At 56.7% G+C, this 15,355-nt stretch carries 14 protein-coding genes; 11 read left to right on the top strand and 3 right to left on the bottom strand.

The window, feature by feature from the left end; translation table 11 throughout:
• Window positions 1-56 precede the first annotated feature (56 nt).
• The 6 genes from ACYVGU_RS05405 (at window position 57) to ACYVGU_RS05380 (ending at window position 6,165) form a co-directional block, all read left to right on the top strand.
• Window positions 57-1,361, top strand: a complete 1,305-nt coding sequence (locus ACYVGU_RS05405; RefSeq protein ID WP_460621218.1) for an aspartate kinase — start codon at window positions 57-59, stop codon at window positions 1,359-1,361.
• 126 nt (window positions 1,362-1,487) lie between these two features.
• On the top strand, window positions 1,488-1,943 hold the full coding sequence (locus ACYVGU_RS05400) for a Fur family transcriptional regulator (protein ID WP_460621217.1): 456 nt from the start codon (window positions 1,488-1,490) through the stop codon (window positions 1,941-1,943).
• A 121-nt stretch (window positions 1,944-2,064) separates the two neighbouring features.
• Window positions 2,065-2,703, top strand: a complete 639-nt coding sequence (locus ACYVGU_RS05395; RefSeq protein ID WP_460612078.1) for a peroxiredoxin — start codon at window positions 2,065-2,067, stop codon at window positions 2,701-2,703.
• A gap of 197 nt (window positions 2,704-2,900) precedes the next feature.
• Window positions 2,901-4,151 (top strand): 3-deoxy-D-manno-octulosonic acid transferase, encoded by a 1,251-nt coding sequence (locus tag ACYVGU_RS05390; RefSeq protein ID WP_460621216.1) that lies wholly within the window; start codon window positions 2,901-2,903, stop codon window positions 4,149-4,151.
• Between the two features lie 101 nt (window positions 4,152-4,252).
• On the top strand, window positions 4,253-5,179 hold the full coding sequence (gene rsgA / locus ACYVGU_RS05385; protein WP_460612080.1) for a ribosome small subunit-dependent GTPase A: 927 nt from the start codon (window positions 4,253-4,255) through the stop codon (window positions 5,177-5,179).
• A 104-nt stretch (window positions 5,180-5,283) separates the two neighbouring features.
• The gene (locus tag ACYVGU_RS05380) at window positions 5,284-6,165 is read left to right on the top strand and encodes an NAD(P)-dependent oxidoreductase (RefSeq protein WP_460621215.1); all 882 of its coding nucleotides are present in this window, start codon (window positions 5,284-5,286) and stop codon (window positions 6,163-6,165) included.
• A 117-nt stretch (window positions 6,166-6,282) separates the two neighbouring features.
• Here ACYVGU_RS05380 and ACYVGU_RS05375 read toward each other — a convergent pair whose 3' ends face one another.
• Window positions 6,283-6,942: a fasciclin domain-containing protein gene (locus ACYVGU_RS05375; RefSeq protein WP_460612082.1), complete on the bottom strand. Its 660-nt coding sequence runs from the start codon at window positions 6,940-6,942 to the stop codon at window positions 6,283-6,285.
• Between the two features lie 199 nt (window positions 6,943-7,141).
• Between ACYVGU_RS05375 and ACYVGU_RS05370 the strand changes: the two genes are divergently transcribed.
• The 3 genes from ACYVGU_RS05370 (at window position 7,142) to ACYVGU_RS05360 (ending at window position 10,864) form a co-directional block, all read left to right on the top strand.
• A complete protein-coding gene (locus ACYVGU_RS05370; RefSeq protein WP_460612083.1) occupies window positions 7,142-7,600 on the top strand; it encodes a peptidylprolyl isomerase in 459 nt (152 codons plus the stop codon).
• A 337-nt stretch (window positions 7,601-7,937) separates the two neighbouring features.
• The gene (locus tag ACYVGU_RS05365; RefSeq protein WP_460621214.1) at window positions 7,938-9,620 is read left to right on the top strand and encodes a hypothetical protein; all 1,683 of its coding nucleotides are present in this window, start codon (window positions 7,938-7,940) and stop codon (window positions 9,618-9,620) included.
• Between the two features lie 5 nt (window positions 9,621-9,625).
• On the top strand, window positions 9,626-10,864 hold the full coding sequence (locus ACYVGU_RS05360; protein WP_460621213.1) for a radical SAM protein: 1,239 nt from the start codon (window positions 9,626-9,628) through the stop codon (window positions 10,862-10,864).
• A gap of 85 nt (window positions 10,865-10,949) precedes the next feature.
• Here the strand turns inward: ACYVGU_RS05360 and ACYVGU_RS05355 are convergent, their stop codons facing one another.
• Window positions 10,950-12,476, bottom strand: coding sequence for a P-loop NTPase family protein (locus tag ACYVGU_RS05355; protein ID WP_460621212.1), 1,527 nt, complete (start codon window positions 12,474-12,476; stop codon window positions 10,950-10,952).
• Window positions 12,477-12,693: 217 nt separating this feature from the next.
• On the opposite strand from ACYVGU_RS05355, the gene ACYVGU_RS05350 reads away from it, so the two are divergent.
• Window positions 12,694-13,665: a c-type cytochrome gene (locus ACYVGU_RS05350; protein ID WP_460621211.1), complete on the top strand. Its 972-nt coding sequence runs from the start codon at window positions 12,694-12,696 to the stop codon at window positions 13,663-13,665.
• Between the two features lie 81 nt (window positions 13,666-13,746).
• On the opposite strand, the gene ACYVGU_RS05345 is transcribed toward ACYVGU_RS05350, so the two are convergent.
• Window positions 13,747-14,853, bottom strand: coding sequence for a vWA domain-containing protein (locus ACYVGU_RS05345; RefSeq protein ID WP_460612088.1), 1,107 nt, complete (start codon window positions 14,851-14,853; stop codon window positions 13,747-13,749).
• Between the two features lie 215 nt (window positions 14,854-15,068).
• On the opposite strand from ACYVGU_RS05345, the gene ACYVGU_RS05340 reads away from it, so the two are divergent.
• Entirely contained in the window at window positions 15,069-15,350 is a 282-nt protein-coding gene (locus ACYVGU_RS05340; protein WP_460621210.1) for a DUF427 domain-containing protein, read from the top strand.
• The last annotated feature ends 5 nt before the right edge of the window (window positions 15,351-15,355 follow it).

Below are 15,355 nucleotides of genomic sequence, written 5' to 3'. Positions count from 1 at the left end.
GTTGGGTTGCACTAGGGGGCTAGGCAAAAAGCACCGCGACGCCCTACATTTGGGCCATGCAAGAACCGCATCAACTCAGAGTTTACAAATTTGGCGGCGCCTCCGTGAAAGATGTCGCGGCTATTCGCAATCTGGCCAGCATCGTCCAAAATCATGGAGGAAGCGGTCAATTGCTCATTGTGGTGTCGGCCATGGGCAAGACCACCAATGCTCTGGAAGCGCTCTTTCAGTTGGCCCATGCCGGGCAAGACTATAGTGAACCGCTAACTTCGCTGCGCGAATTCCACCTGGGAGTTGCCCATGAACTAGGACTTACTGCTGCCGCAACCTCCTCCTCTGAAGTACCAACCCTAAAGCAGTTGCTGGAGCAGCTGCAGGACCGACTGGCTACTCTCGTGCCCGGCGAGTTCGATAAGCAGTATGATCAGGTGGTAAGCTTTGGTGAGCTGTTGGCCACGCGCATCGTAGCCGAGGCCCTGCAGGCGCAGTGGCTGGACTGCCGCCCGCTTATCCGGACAGACCACACGTGGCGCGAAGGCCGCATCGACTGGCCCACTACCGAGCGCAACCTGCGCGCTACCCTCCCCGATCAGCTACTGCATGGCCCCGTCGTGACGCAGGGTTTCTTGGGCGGCACCGCTAGCGGCCACACCACCACCCTAGGCCGAGAAGGCTCCGACTACACCGCGGCCATTCTGGCCTATTGCCTGGGAGCCGAGTCCGTGACGATTTGGAAAGACGTGGCGGGCCTGCTCAACGCCGACCCCAAAATATTCTCTGACACGGTGCGCTACCCCGAAATCAGCTACCAGGAGACCATTGAAATGGCCTATTACGGGGCGTCGGTCATTCACCCCAAAACCATTAAGCCACTGGCCGTACGGGGCATTCCGCTGCTGGTCAAGTCTTTCCTTGACCCTACAGCCGAGGGCACGCGCATTCATGACTGCCGCCATGGCCTGCTGGTTCCTGCTTTCATCCGCAAAACCAGCCAGTGCCTTATCTCTTTTGAGTCGAAGGACCTTACGTTTATCTCGGAGGAAAACCTGGAGGTGATTTTTGGCGCTCTGGCTCAAGTGCGACTCAAAATTCATCTGATGCAGAATTCCGCCATTAGCTTCTCGGTGTGCACTGATTTTTCGGCGTACCGGCTGGAAAAGCTGCTAGGGCTGTTGCGGGAGCAATTCACCATCCACTACAATACTGACCTGGAGCTGTACACCATCAAGAATTACGATACCGCCAGCGTGCAGCGCCTAACTACTGGCCGAGACTTACTGGTAGAGCAGCGTACTCGCCAGACGTTTCAGTTTGTGTGCCGAGGTAGCCTAGCAGAAGTATCGGAAAGCGGGCAGTACTAGGTGCTGCGAGCTGGTCAACCTTCCCTCCTAACTGCAAGTGAGTTAGCAGAACAACGGGCAAAAAAGAAACAATTTTGCCCTACTCCGCCTTACAGACGTATCTTTGCGGAGAATTATTCTTGTCTGGTGAATCACATTTCTGACCCTTTTCAGCCTGCTCCGGATGCCGGATACGTCCGAACCCGCCTCTCAGGGGCAGGTTTGCGCGCTACTCGTCAGCGGGTTGTTATCCTGGAAAGTTTACTTACCCTGCCGGGCCACCCCACGGCTGAGCAGGTGCATCGGCAGGCAATCAGCCAGGAGCCGACTATTTCGCTGGGCACGGTGTACAAGGCCCTCGACTCATTTGTGGCCGCAGGACTCACGCGCCGCGTGGCCTCGGCCGAAGGCGCTTCCCGCCGCTATGATGCCGACTGCACCGAGCATCATCACTTGTTCTGCACCAACACGCAGGAAATCATCGATTACTGCGACCCGCAACTCGATGCCCTGATTCGGGAGTTTTTTGCGGCAAAAGGCCTGCTAGACTTTCAGCCTCACTCCTTTTCCCTGCACATCACGGGTAGTAAAGTGACGAAGTAACTCGTAGTGAAAACCACCAGAATGCTGTGGCATTACAGCTGGCTTTCTTCCATACTACCGGCTTCGCGCTTTTCATATCCTCTCTCTTTTAACACACTTTTTTCACTTCATTACCAAACACATGGCAGTTCTCGTAGGTAAGCGCGCTCCTTCGTTCAAAGCTACCGCCGTTATCGACGGCGAATTCGAGGAGGATTTCTCCCTCGACCGTTACCTGGGCAAGAAGCACGTTATCTTCTACTTTTACCCCGCTGACTTCACGTTCGTTTGCCCCACCGAAATCATTGCGTTCCAGGATCGTCTGGCCGATTTCGAAGCAAAAGGCGTGGCCGTTATCGGTTGCTCTACTGACACGCACTTCTCGCACTTTGCCTGGCTGCAAACTCCCCGCGACAACGGTGGCATTGAGGGCGTAACGTATCCGCTGGTGGCTGACGCTACCAAAACGATTGCCGCTAACTTCGACGTGCTCGGCGGTCATTACGACTACAACGAAGCCGGCGAAATGACCTTCGTAGGCTCGCCCCTGGCGTATCGTGGCCTGTTCCTGATCGACAAAGACGGCATCGTGCGCCACCAAGTGGTAAACGACGGCCCCCTAGGCCGCAGCATCGACGAAGCCATGCGAATGGTGGACGCGCTGCAGTACTTTGAAGAGAAAGGCGAAGTATGCCCCGCTAACTGGGAAGAAGGCAAAGAGGCTATGCATGCTACCCGCGAGGGTGTAGCTAACTACCTCGGCAAGCAGGCGGCTCACTAAGCTTCCTCACTTAGCTTTTGGCATTCAACTGCTTAAAAGGCTCCGGCTTCACGGCCGGAGCCTTTTTTTGTGTAAGCGTGCGGAAGCCTCAGAACCGCGTACTTTTGCGCCGTGCATTTTTCCTAGGTTACCTTTGCCGGTAAACCGCCCGTGGGTCAGATGCACTTCTCCCTCTGGCTTCTTCCTAGTTTTCAACGTTGCGTTTTCTATATTCTTTAGTTCTCCCGCTGTATGCCCTGCTGCTCCGGCTGGTAGCGCCCTTTGTGCCGAAAGCGGCGCAGTGGGTACAGGGGCGGCGCGGGTTGCTGGCACACATTCGGGAAGCCCTGCAGCAGGAAACCGCGCCGCTGGTGTGGTTTCATTGCGCGTCGCTGGGTGAGTTCGAACAGGGCCGCCCCCTGATGGAAGCGTACCTGGCGCGCTATCCTCAGCACAAGCTTGTACTCACTTTCTTTTCGCCCTCGGGCTACGAAGTGCGCAAGAACTGGCCGGGCGCTGCTTACGTGTTCTACCTGCCCCTCGATACGGCTGAAAACGCACGCATCTTTCTGGAGCTGGTGCAGCCTAGGCTGGCTGTATTCGTGAAGTACGAATTCTGGTACTACTTCCTAACCGAGTTGCAGCGCCGCAACGTGCCTACCGTGTGCGTATCGGCAATTTTCCGCCCCGAGCAAGCTTTTTTCCGACCGTGGGGCGGCTTTTTTCGGCGCATCTTGGGGCGCTTTACGCACATCTTCACCCAGAATGAAGCGTCCGTAGCATTGCTACGCACAGCGGGCATTACGCACGCCAGCGTGGCCGGCGACACCCGCTTTGATACGGTAGTGCACACAGCCTCAGAAGCGTCTCGGCCCCTACCCCTCGTGGATGCCTTTACCGACGACTGGGCACCCGTGTTTATCATTGGGAGCAGCTGGCCCGAAGACCTGCCGGCGCTTACTCCGCTCCTGCAGCAGTATGCTGATAGTCTGCGGTTTATTGTAGCTCCCCACGAAATCAATGAAACTAATCTGCGGCTGGTAGAGCAGACGCTGCCCGGTCGGGTAGTGCGCTACTCGCAGGCCAACGCCGATACCGTGTCGGAGGCACGGGTACTGCTGATGGACAACGTGGGGCTGCTGAGCCAGCTCTACCGCTTTGGGCATTTTGCTTACATCGGGGGGGCATTTGGCAAAGGCCTGCACAACACGCTGGAAGCGGCAGCATTTGGGTTGCCCCTCTTCTTTGGGCCTACGTACTACAAGTTTCAGGAGGCGCAAGACCTAGTAGAAATGGGCTGTGCCTTCCCAATTTCTACCGCTGATGAGCTCCTGACGGCCTTCGGACCGCTGTACCACCGCGAGGAAGCCCGTCTGACGGTGCAGGACCTGAGCCTAGACTACGTGCACGACCACAGCGGCGCAACCGGCAAAATCATGAACTGGCTGGAAGGAAAAGTGCAGCCCTGAATTGGAGAGCCAGTGGGTTGCCCCCGCTTGTTGCCCTAGTACTTTACCCTGCGCTTTTTCCCGTAGGCTTGCTTTTCCAACCGTCACAACGTCATCAGTATATGACCGGAACTATTGTTAAATCCACAGGCTCGTGGTACATCGTGCGCGAGACGGGCAACAACCAGTTGCATCGGTGTCGGCTGCGGGGTAAGTTCAAAAACCAGGGCCTGAAAGTGAGCAATCCGCTGGCCGTTGGCGACCAGGTTGACTTCACGGTGGAAGAGCAAACCGAGGGCGCCGGCGTAATTCACCATATTGAGCCGCGCCGCAACTACATCATTCGCCGCTCGGTGCACAAAGCGGAACATGCCCACATTGTAGCCGCCAACCTCGACCAAGGCCTGTTGGTAGTAACGCTGGCCTCGCCCGCTACCTCCTTTGGTTTCATCGACCGGTTTTTGGTTACGGCCGAGGCGTATCGGATTCCGGTTACGCTGCTGTTCAACAAGACGGACCTATACGACGAAGACCTGGCCGATTATCAGGACCAGATTCTGAAAATGTACGCCCGCGTGGGCTACCCCGGCCTGCGCTGCTCCGCCTACACCGGCGAAGGCGTTGCGGAAATTGATGCCTTGCTGGAAGGAAAAGTGTCGTTGCTATCGGGCCATTCGGGCGTGGGGAAAAGTACGCTAATCAATGCCCTAGTGCCCGACCTCGACCTAAAAACTGCTGAAATCAGCCAGTTCTCTGATAAAGGTGTGCACACCACCACCTTCGCTGAAATGCTGGAAGTGCGGCCCGGCACCTACCTCATTGATACGCCTGGTATTAAGGAGCTAGGCTTAGTGGATATGAAGGCCGGCGAGCTGGCGCATTATTTCCCCGAGATGCGCGCCTTGCTCAACCAGTGCCGTTACCACAACTGCCAGCACCTGCACGAGCCAGGCTGCGCCGTGCGGGAAGCCGTGGACAAAGGCAAAATTGCGTTGCCCCGCTACGACAGCTACGTGAGCATGCTCCAAGGCGACGACAACCGAAAGTAATATTTAGGCAGACGTAACCTGAGGCCAGAGTTGGCGGTTTGCACAGCTGGCGCACCTAGTAACGCGCCCTGATTTTATTCTCCGTCGACTTCTCAATCATTCTGATGACGCACTCTATTGCCTTTCTGGGCCTAGGAAGCATGGGCCGAGCTATGGCCGAAAACCTGCTGAAAGCCGGACACCATCTCACTGTGTATAACCGCACCGCCAGCAAAGCCGAGCCGCTGCAGGCGCTAGGTGCCACCGTAGCCGCAACCCCCGCCGAAGCAGTGCAAAGCGCCGACTTCGTGTTCACAATGGTTACCGATGAGAAAGCGCTAGATGCCTTGTGCCTGGGCCCTGACGGGTTGCTAGGTGCCCTGCGCCCCGGAACCGTGCATGCTTCGTGCAGCACCGTAGCCCCCGATACCAACCGCCGGCTGGCCGAGGAACACGCCCGCCATGGCAGCAGTTTGGTAGCCACGCCCGTATTTGGCAAGCCTGATGTTGCAGCAGCCGGCAAATTGTGGCTGGCCGCATCCGGTGAGGCCAGCGCCCGCGAAAAGCTTACACCCATTCTGGGTGCTTTAGGCCAAGGCGTGCATGAATTCGGCGACGACCCTGGCGCGGCAAACGTGGTAAAACTGTGCGGCAATTTTATGCTGGGCGCGGCCATCGAGGCCATGGCAGAGGCTTTCACCTTGGCCCAGAAAAGCGGCCTCGACCGACAGCAGGTGTATGAGTTTTTCACCTCTACCCTATTTAACGTGCCCATCTATAAGAGTTACGGCAAGCTCATTGCCGAGCGCAATTACCAGCCTGTCGGAGCCCCACCGGCCATCATCCGCAAAGACCTGCGCCTGGTGCTGGATGAGGCCCGCACCCACATCGTGCCCATGCCCTTTGCCAATATTATCCACGACCATCTTTCTACCAGCGTAGCCAAGCAGGAAACCAATGACTGGGCCGGCTTTGCCGAGCGCGTTGCGGAAGGCGCCGGGCTCTAGACTTAAGTAGTACACCTAGCTACTAGGTCTCGACTACGGCCAAACCTCATTCAATGCTATCAACAAAAAGGCCCCGCTGTAGCAGCGGGGCCTTTTCAGTACTACTGAGGCAAGTAATTAGCTAGCAGGAGGCAGGGGCAGCAGCACGCCATCAATGATGTGCGTAACGCCGTTGCTGGAAATAACGTCGGCGGTTTGCACGGTTACAGGGGCGTCTTTGCCGTTGCTGATCATCACCTTGCCGCCTTGCACCGAAACCTTTATTTTTTCACCATTCACGGTGGTCAGTTCCTGGCCATCGCGCAGATCCTGGGCCAGCAGGCGACCCTGGATAACGTGGTAAGTAAGCACGCCTTTCAGGTTTTCTTTGCTTTCAGGCTTGAGCAGGCCAGCCAGTGCCCCGTTCGGGAGCTTATCGAAGGCGGCGTTGGTGGGCGCAAACACCGTGAACGGACCTGCCCCGCTGAGCGTGCCATCGAGGCCGGCGGCCTTCACAGCTTTCACGAGGGTAGTAACGCTGGAAGCCATTACGGCATTCTGCACAATGGTGCGGTCGGGCGTCATGGCCACGCCATCCACCATCACGCCTTCTTTCTTGCCCATCCGGGCTGAGTCCGACAACATGCCGGCCGTATCGGCAGCCGCGGTCGTAGCATCGGTTTGGGTGGTAGTGGCTGTCTCGGTAGTAGCTGTGTTGTCGCCGCAGCTGCTGAGGCTAAAGCTCACAATACCAGCCGACAGCAGGGAAAGCGTAATCAGGCGCAGATCTTGTTTCATAAAAAGTGAAAGGTGGTGGTGAAGTTGGGTTCTGGAAATGCCACGTGGCGCTGGGCGCGCTAGGGGTAGTATGCTTACGAACCAGAACAGTGCGCGGATGTTCCGGGGCTGGCTAAATAACTACCTTTGCCCCTCGGCGATACCCGCCGGCCGGTCCTGCACGTATACGTGCCCGTTCCACCCTATTTACTTATCAACGATGAAAACTGCCGAAATTCACACCAGTAAGGGCGTGATGAAAGTGGAGTTCTACGAGAAAGACGCTCCGAACACCGTTAAAAACTTCACCGACCTGGCGCAGAAAGGCTTCTACGACGGCCTGAAGTTTCACCGCGTAATCCCCAATTTCGTGATTCAGGGCGGCTGCCCGAACTCGCGCGATGGTGCTAAAGGCACGCCCGGCACCGGTGGCCCTGGCTACAAGATTGATTGCGAGCTGAACGGCGAAAACCAGTACCATGAGCGCGGCGCCCTCAGCATGGCCCACGCCGGCCGCAACACGGGTGGCTCGCAGTTCTTCATTGTACACGACCGCCAAAACACGGCTCACCTCGACCGTAACCACACCGTATTTGGCAAAGTAGTGGAAGGCCTGGACGTTATCGACCAGATTAAAGCCAACGATGAAATCCAGAAAATTGTGGTGAACGAAGCCTAGGCTTCTCTTCGCAGCAAACCACATGTTACAGCGCCTGCCAGATTTCTGGCGGGCGTTTTTTTTTGCGCCAACCTCAGCGCTCTACCGTGTATGCACTGCTAGCAGCCAACTACATATAAAGTCTTTAATATAGCATGCAAACAATTACATTACAGCCAGATACCTCCTGCTCTGCTAGTCTGCTAAAGTCTTACATGCAAGTACTTTGGTTTGGTGCAGCGGCTTGCCCGGAAGTAGGTTAGTAGCTCGCTGAGGCCTAGTGTTACCAGCCCACTCTAGCCCACCAAGCCCACTGAAGTTTACGTGTTACCTCAGGTTCCTTTTTCCTTATTATTCTATGGTAGTCTTTACTCCTATTTCGGGCCGCACGTGGCTGGCAGTATGCCGGGGCCGGCAGGTTAGTACTGTGCTAAGTTGGGTGCTCCTGCTGGCATTGGTACCGCTGCTGGGCGGCTGCAATTACTACCGCAAGCAAAAGCAGGAAACCAAGCCCGAGGAGCTTTCCCAACTGGCCAGCTCCAAGTATTTCATCATTCATGAAGGCACTGAAACCTGGCAGCTAACTGCCCCGCGCGTCGTCAATGAGCAACTGGAAGGCCTGAGAGGCGCCGTTGATTCTACACTCGTTAAGTACTCGAAGCCCATCCAAGCCTCGCCCCGCTTCAAGCTGCGCGATAAAGCCGCCGTGCTCAACCTGGTACACATCTACATCAGCAGCCACAAAACCGGCGAAGGGCAACAAGTCAGCATTCCACTCTCAGCCGTGCAGCAGCTTGATGTGGTGGAGAAGGACAGCGGCAAAACCACGGTTTCGTATGTGTTCGGGACCCTAGGAGTTATTGTGGGCGCCCTAACGGTCGTGACCATCATCATTGCCCTAACCAAAAGCTCCTGCCCGTTTGTGTATACCTATGATGGCCAGAGCTACCAGTTTGTGGGCGAAACCTACGGCGGCGCCATTTTCGCCCCTTCAGAGCGCGACGATTATATGCCGCTACCCAATTTGAAATCCCAGGGCCAGCAGTACCAGCTGAAAATCACGAATGAGCTGCGCGAGCGGCAGTACACCAACTTGGCCGAGCTTTGGGTGGTGGAGCACCCTAGTACCATGCAAGTATTGCTAGATCAGCGAGGTGGTGTGCATACGCTAGGTGTCCCCCAGGCTCCAACCCATGCTGTTTCGGACAGGGGCATGCCGTACACCACGCAGTTAGCAGCCCCCGACAAAAATGTGGTGCTCTTCAATGACCCCACGCCCGGAACCAGCCGCAATAGCCTGATTTTGACCTTTGACAACCCTAGCAGCGCCCGGCAAGGTAAGCTGGTGCTGCGCGCCCAGAACTCGCTGTGGCTGGATTATCTCTATGGCGAGTTCACTAAGAAATTCGGGGGCCAGTATGCCACCTGGGCCCGCACTCAGCACGATGTGCCGCCCCAGGAACTGCGCCAATGGGCCCTTGACCAGGGAATTCACCTAAACGTGTCCGTGGAAACGCCCCAAGGGTGGCAACCCGTTGAAACCATTCCGCCCGTAGGGCCCCTAGCCTATCGCGACCTGGTAGTACCGCTGAACCTACCGGCTACGGAGCCGGGCAAACCCGTACGCGTGAAGCTGGAAACGGGCTTTATGTTCTGGGAGCTGGATTATGCCGCCCTCGACCTTAGCCCCGACCAGCCCGTGCAGGTGGCCCGCTACCAACCCCACACCGCCCGCGACGAACAAGGCCGCGACCAACGGCCTGCCCTACTGCACGACGATGGCCAGTACCTGCAGCAGCTGCACCCCGGCACCGAGGTCCGGCTCACCTATCAGGGGCAGCTACCCACTGCTTCGGCCGCCACGCGCACTACCTCCTTCCTGCACACCAAAGGCTACTACGAACCCATCCGCAACTACGAGGGCCTTCCGAATCTGGCGGAGCTGTACTCGTTTCGGCGGCCGGGCCGCTTCATTGAGTTCTCTAAGGAAAGGTATCAGCAGGTGCAAGAGCAGTCGAACCCAGTAGTTGCTAGCCGCTAGTTTGTATGGAACCCGTCCTCATCTCCGACCTCACTTTTCTGGATAGCGCGCCCGCCGAAACCGTGCTGGCTACTCCACTTCCAACCCTGCCGCCAACCATAGTAGCCTCGCGCTGGAAACGGGCCCTGGTTCGGCTGCAACTGGGCCTAGCTACTGTAGCTACCCTACGCTGCTACCTTACCTCACCTGGCAAACTCCGGCGGCTACTACTCCAGCTACTAGAGTTGCGGCAGCAGTATTATGGCCCGCTGCAGCGCCGCAAGGTAGCCCAGGTAGCCGGCCGCTCCTACCGTGAGTTTCAGGTGCCGGGCTGGCCCTCGGCGGCGTACTCCACCTATCTTGATACCACGCTGCACCGCCTGGTTCCGTTCCGGCCCGATGCGCACCGCCTGCAAATGGTGTTTCTGGCCATCACCAAGAAGTGTCCGCTGGCCTGTGAGCATTGCTTTGAATGGGATGCCCTCAATCAGCGCGAGACCCTTTCGCTCAGCGATTTGCACGCTATGGTTGCGGCCTTTCAGGAGCGGCAGGTAACCCAGATTTTCTTTAGTGGTGGCGAGCCGATGCTGCGCATTCATGATTTGCTGGCTGTACTCCGTGCCGCCAAGTCGGGCACCGATTTTTGGGTGTTCACCTCCGGCTTTCACGTCACGCAGCAAAACGCCCGACAGCTCCGCCAGGCAGGCCTGACAGGTCTTTCCATCAGCCTCGACCATCACGAAGCCGCCCAGCACAATGCGTTCCGGGGGTCAGCAGATGCTTATTCAGCTGCCATCCAGGCCGTGGTGCATGCCCAGGAAGCAGGCTTGGTGGTGTGCCTGACGGTTTGCGCAACCCGGGCCTTCACCACCGAAGCCAACCTAATGGCCTATGCCCGCCTAGCCCGACAGTTAGGCGTGTCATTCATTCATGTACTGGAGCCACAGGAGGCGGGGCATTATGCCGGGCAAGACGTGGCCCTTTCAGCTGCGCAGCTGCAGTTGCTGGAAGACTTCTACCTCAAGCTTAACCAGGATGACGAGTACCTCAGCTGGCCCATCGTGCATTACTACGGCTACCACCAGCGGCGCATGGGGTGCAGCGGCTCCGCCGACCGGTTTGCCTATGTAGATACCGACGGCGACCTGCACGCCTGCCCCTTCTGCCAAAAGAAAAGCGGCAGCGCCCTGCACGGCAACCTGGAAAATTCACTAGCTGCAGTGTGTAGCGGAGGCTGCCATCAATTCCCGGGCGCTAGCCTCTAAGTTACCTTCCAACCCCTACAAACAAAAGAAGCCAACCTCATACGGAGGTTGGCTTCTTTTCTAGGCCTAGTACGATGGCTTGGGCCTAGCGACGACGGCCGCGCTGGGGCTTTTCGTCTTCCTCGTCATCGTCATCTTCGCCGAAGCTAGGCATAGTGAACATCGAGGAAAGCAAGTCTTTGAACTGCGCGCCGGCCGTGAGGCGGTTGCGGGAAATCAAGCTGTATTCGGCCAGGCCGTGCAGCAGGAACTCCATCAGGAAGTAGGTGGTTTCCGCGTCCTCATTAGGGTGCAGCTCCGTCACGATGTCGCGCAGGCCGGGCACTTGGTCGAGGGCGGTGCGGTAGTCTTTCGTGGAAGCATCATGCAGCATATCCACGGTGTGGCCGCTACCAAACCACTCCTGCACCGTTTTGTAGGGGCTGGGGCGGCCTTTCAGCTTTTTGGCTTTGTCGGGATCAGGGAAGTAGGTCAGGAATAGCGTCCGGACGGCTTTGCCCATCAGCTTCTCGGCCACAATGCCAGCTCCCTCCTGCTCGCCTTCATACACCAGCTCTACCTTGCCCGTAATGGCGGGTACCGCCGAAATAAAGTCGCCGACGCGCACATAAGTGTTCTTCTCGCCATTGATAAGAGCCCGCCGCTCGGCCCCTGCCACTACCTGCTCATAGGCAGAGATGGTGAGGCGAGCCGAAACACCCGACTTGGCATCTACAAACTCCGAGGCGCGCGCCTCTACGGCCACCTGCTCTACCAAGTCGTGCACGATTTCGTTGCTGGTTACCATGCCTTTCTGCTCTTCTTTAATGCGAGCTTCCTGCTTGGTAATGCGCTTCCCGATTTCAATGCTCTTGGGATAGTGCGTGATAATCTGAGCGTCGATGCGGTCTTTGAGCGGCGTTACAATGGAGCCGCGGTTGGTGTAGTCCTCGGGGTTGGCCGTAAACACAAACTGGATATCCAAGGGCAAGCGCACCTTGAAACCACGAATCTGGATGTCGCCTTCCTGCAAAATGTTGAACAGCGACACCTGAATGCGGGCCTGCAAGTCGGGCAGCTCGTTAATCACAAAAATGCCGCGGTGCGCACGCGGTATCAAACCAAAGTGAATCACTCGCTCATCAGAGTACGGCAGCTTAAGCGTAGCGGCTTTAATGGGGTCGGCGTCGCCAATCAAGTCGGCTACCGATACGTCGGGCGTGGCCAACTTCTCAGTGTAGCGCTCGTCGCGGTGCAGCCAGCTTACGGGTGTGTTGTCGCCGTGCTCTGCAATCAGATTTTTGGCAAACACCGACAGCGGCTGCAACGGGTCGTCGTTGAGTTCCGAGCCTTCCACGACCGGAATAAATTCATCGAGCAAGCCCACCAATAGGCGCGCAATGCGGGTTTTGGCCTGGCCGCGCAAGCCCAGCAGGTTGATATGGTGGCCAGCCAGAATGGCGCGCTGCAATTCCGGAATTACGGTTTCCTCGTAGCCATAAATACCAGGAAACACATCTTCCTTACTCTGGAGCTTTTGAATCAGATTGTCGCGAAGCTCCTGCTTTACGGAGCGGGGCTTATAGCCGGATTTCTTCAGGGCACCGAGGGTGCGGATGTCGGGTTGAGTCATACAGGGGAGTAAGTAGCGCTCTGTATACGAAAGCTCTACTAGATAGTACAGCTTGGGATGGCGCTTTGCTTGTAGTACAACTACCAAGTAGGGCCGTTGGTTCGACCAAGAAATTAGGGAGGTAATAGCAATTCCGTTTTGGGGTATTTCAAACTCATTTTGCTTGTATATTAATCAAACTATATGTTTATTTAAGTAGCTACTAACCAATACTATTATGAAACGAGGACTAAAAATTGTGGGCTTGGTAGTGGCCGTGCTACTGCTGCTGGCCGCCGGGGTAGCATTGTTTATTCAAACACGGGGTATTCCGCATTATGACGTTCCGGCCCTGACGCCGCGCACCGTGGCCAGCACCCCCAGCCGGGTAGAGTTGGGCGAGAAGCTGGTGCTTTCTACCTGCGCCGACTGCCACCTCAACCGCGAAACCCAATCCCTTTCCGGGCATGAGCTGCTGGATATTCCGCCGGAGTTTGGCCGCGTGTATGCAGCCAATATCACCCAAGACCCCAACCACGGCATTGGACGCTGGACGGATGCCCAACTAGTCACGCTGCTGCGCACAGGCATTGGGCCCGATGGGCGTTACCGCGTCGTGATGCCCAGCTTTGCCCTGATGTCGGATGAAGACGTGAACAGCCTTATTGCCTTTCTGCGCTCTGACAATGCCCTTGTAAAGCCCAACGCTACCCCCTCTAAGGAGCAGGAACCGTCGTTTCTGCTGAAAGCGCTTACCAATAGCGTGATGAAGCCCACGCCTATGCCGGCGGCCGAAGTAAAGGCTCCCACAGCGGAAAACGCTGTGACCTACGGGCGCTACCTTGTGGTGGGCCGCTACAAGTGCTACGACTGCCACAGCAAGGATTTCAAAACCAACAATCCGATGGAACCCGAAAAATCGGAGGGCTACTTGGGCGGCGGCAACCGCATGCTGAATCTGGAGAAGCAGGAAGTGGTAACGCGCAACATCACCGGCGACCCGGAAACCGGCATCGGCAACTGGACCGAGGAGCAGTTTGCCAGGAGTGTGAAGTTTGGAATGTCGCCGAAAGGACCGCTCGCCTACCCCATGCCCAAGTATTCAACCCTCAGCGACGACGAAGTGCATGCCATTTTCGCGTACCTGCAGTCGGTGCCCAAAATCAAAAATGCTACCCCGGAAGATGGCGGCGCCCTAGCCTCTCGCTAGCTGCAAACCGATTGAGTTAAAACACAAAAGCGTTCGGACCTTTCAGCTCCGGACGCTTTTGTGTTTGTAAAGAGCACCAGCTTACACCGACTTGCGGCGGTTGCGCTTGTAGTCTTCAAAGATGAGGTGGCCGAGCCCTTTCAGGCCGCTGTAGTAGGCTTTGCCCTGGTTTACCTGCGTAAACTCCTCCACAAACTGCTGCAGATACGGGTCGGAGGCAATCATAAACGTCGTGATGGGCACCTTCAGGCGGCGCGCAGCAGCGGCCAGGTTCAGCGTCTTGTTTACTACCTTCCGATCGAGGCCAAAGCTGTTTTTGTAGTAGCCGTTGCCTTCCTTCAGGCAAGTAGGCTTGCCGTCGGTAATCATGAAAATCTGCTTGTTGGGCGTTTTGCGCTTACGCAACAGATCCAAGGCCAGCTCCAAGCCCGCCACCGTGTTGGTGTGGTACGGCCCTACTTGCAGGTACGGCAACTCCTTCACCTCAATCTGCCAGGCGTCGTTACCGAACACAATGACGTCGAGGAAATCCTTGGGGTACTTCTGCTTTACCAGCTCGGCCAGGGCCATAGCCACCTTTTTGGCGGGCGTAATGCGGTCCTCGCCGTACAGAATCATGGAGTGCGAAATGTCGATCATGAGCACCGTGCTGGTCTGGCTCTTATGCTCATTTTCGCGCACTTCCAGGTCGCCTTCCGTGAGCATAAACTCGCCAGTGCCAAGGCCGTGGTTGAGCTGGGCATTGCGAATGGACTCCGTCATGGAAATCTGGTCCAAGGAGTCGCCGAAGCGGAACTCCCGCATATCGGTGCTTTGCTCGTCGCCCTGGCCGGTGTGGGGCGTGCGGTGGTTGCCCTGCCCCGACTTCTTGAGCTTGCCAAAGATTTCTTCCAAGGCCGACTTGCGGATGGTTTGCTCGCTTTTGGCCGTGATGTTGAAGGAACCTGGCTCCTGCTCGTTTTCATCGATGTAGCCCTTTTTCTTCAGGTCCTCGATGAAGTCGCCCATGCCGTAGCCATCATCGGTGAGGCCGTACTGCTTATCCAGCTCATTTAACCATGAGAGGGCCTCACCTACGTCGCCGCTAGTGATGGTGATAAGCTGCATGAATATCTTGAAGAGGGAGTCGAAACCTTTTTCAGTCGACTCCTCGGGCACGTAATCCCGAAAACGAAAGCCTGCGGACATAACTATAGGAGAATGAGCTTTGAGAACAACCGCCGGGGTAGCAATGTTCAGTGTAGTGGCAACTGGCCAAGCCTCGGCACCAAGCGTTGGTTCGCCCCGAGGCGGTCAGAACGGTTTAGCCGTGCCTGATGCCTAGCGGTTTACTATGCCTGCGTACGGCTTAAACCCGGCTCTAGCTACCTCCCTTTTTCTCCTCATCACTTTACATTAACCCCATGAAAGCCATCTGGAACAACACTGTAATTGCGGAAAGCAATGATACTGTAGTAGTGGAAAACAACCACTATTTCCCGGCCGATTCTATCAAGCGCGAATTCTTTGAGGATAGCATTGCCGGCACCACTTGCCCCTGGAAAGGCCGCGCCAGCTACTACTCCCTACGCGTGAACGGGGAGCTTAACAAGGACGCGGCCTGGTACTATCCTGAGCCCAAAGAAGCCGCTGCCAAAATCAAGGGCCGAGTAGCCTTCTGGAAAGGGGTTCGAGTTGAGGCGTAGGCTAG

It is taken from the genome of Hymenobacter tenuis (genome assembly GCF_054780495.1).
Note: the sequence above shows the minus strand (reverse complement) of the source record. Positions and strands in the feature narration are given on the sequence as shown.

Coding starts and splice junctions, on each gene's coding strand:
- ACYVGU_RS05350 (WP_460621211.1), top strand. CDS start 12,694: ATGAAACGAGGACTAAAAATTGTGGGCTTGGTAGTGGCCGTGCTACTG.
- ACYVGU_RS05365 (WP_460621214.1), top strand. CDS start 7,938: ATGGTAGTCTTTACTCCTATTTCGGGCCGCACGTGGCTGGCAGTATGC.
- ACYVGU_RS05395 (WP_460612078.1), top strand. CDS start 2,065: ATGGCAGTTCTCGTAGGTAAGCGCGCTCCTTCGTTCAAAGCTACCGCC.
- ACYVGU_RS05345 (WP_460612088.1), bottom strand. CDS start 14,853: ATGTCCGCAGGCTTTCGTTTTCGGGATTACGTGCCCGAGGAGTCGACT.
- ACYVGU_RS05340 (WP_460621210.1), top strand. CDS start 15,069: ATGAAAGCCATCTGGAACAACACTGTAATTGCGGAAAGCAATGATACT.
- ACYVGU_RS05405 (WP_460621218.1), top strand. CDS start 57: ATGCAAGAACCGCATCAACTCAGAGTTTACAAATTTGGCGGCGCCTCC.
- ACYVGU_RS05370 (WP_460612083.1), top strand. CDS start 7,142: ATGAAAACTGCCGAAATTCACACCAGTAAGGGCGTGATGAAAGTGGAG.
- ACYVGU_RS05360 (WP_460621213.1), top strand. CDS start 9,626: ATGGAACCCGTCCTCATCTCCGACCTCACTTTTCTGGATAGCGCGCCC.
- ACYVGU_RS05375 (WP_460612082.1), bottom strand. CDS start 6,942: ATGAAACAAGATCTGCGCCTGATTACGCTTTCCCTGCTGTCGGCTGGT.
- ACYVGU_RS05355 (WP_460621212.1), bottom strand. CDS start 12,476: ATGACTCAACCCGACATCCGCACCCTCGGTGCCCTGAAGAAATCCGGC.
- ACYVGU_RS05380 (WP_460621215.1), top strand. CDS start 5,284: ATGACGCACTCTATTGCCTTTCTGGGCCTAGGAAGCATGGGCCGAGCT.
- rsgA (WP_460612080.1), top strand. CDS start 4,253: ATGACCGGAACTATTGTTAAATCCACAGGCTCGTGGTACATCGTGCGC.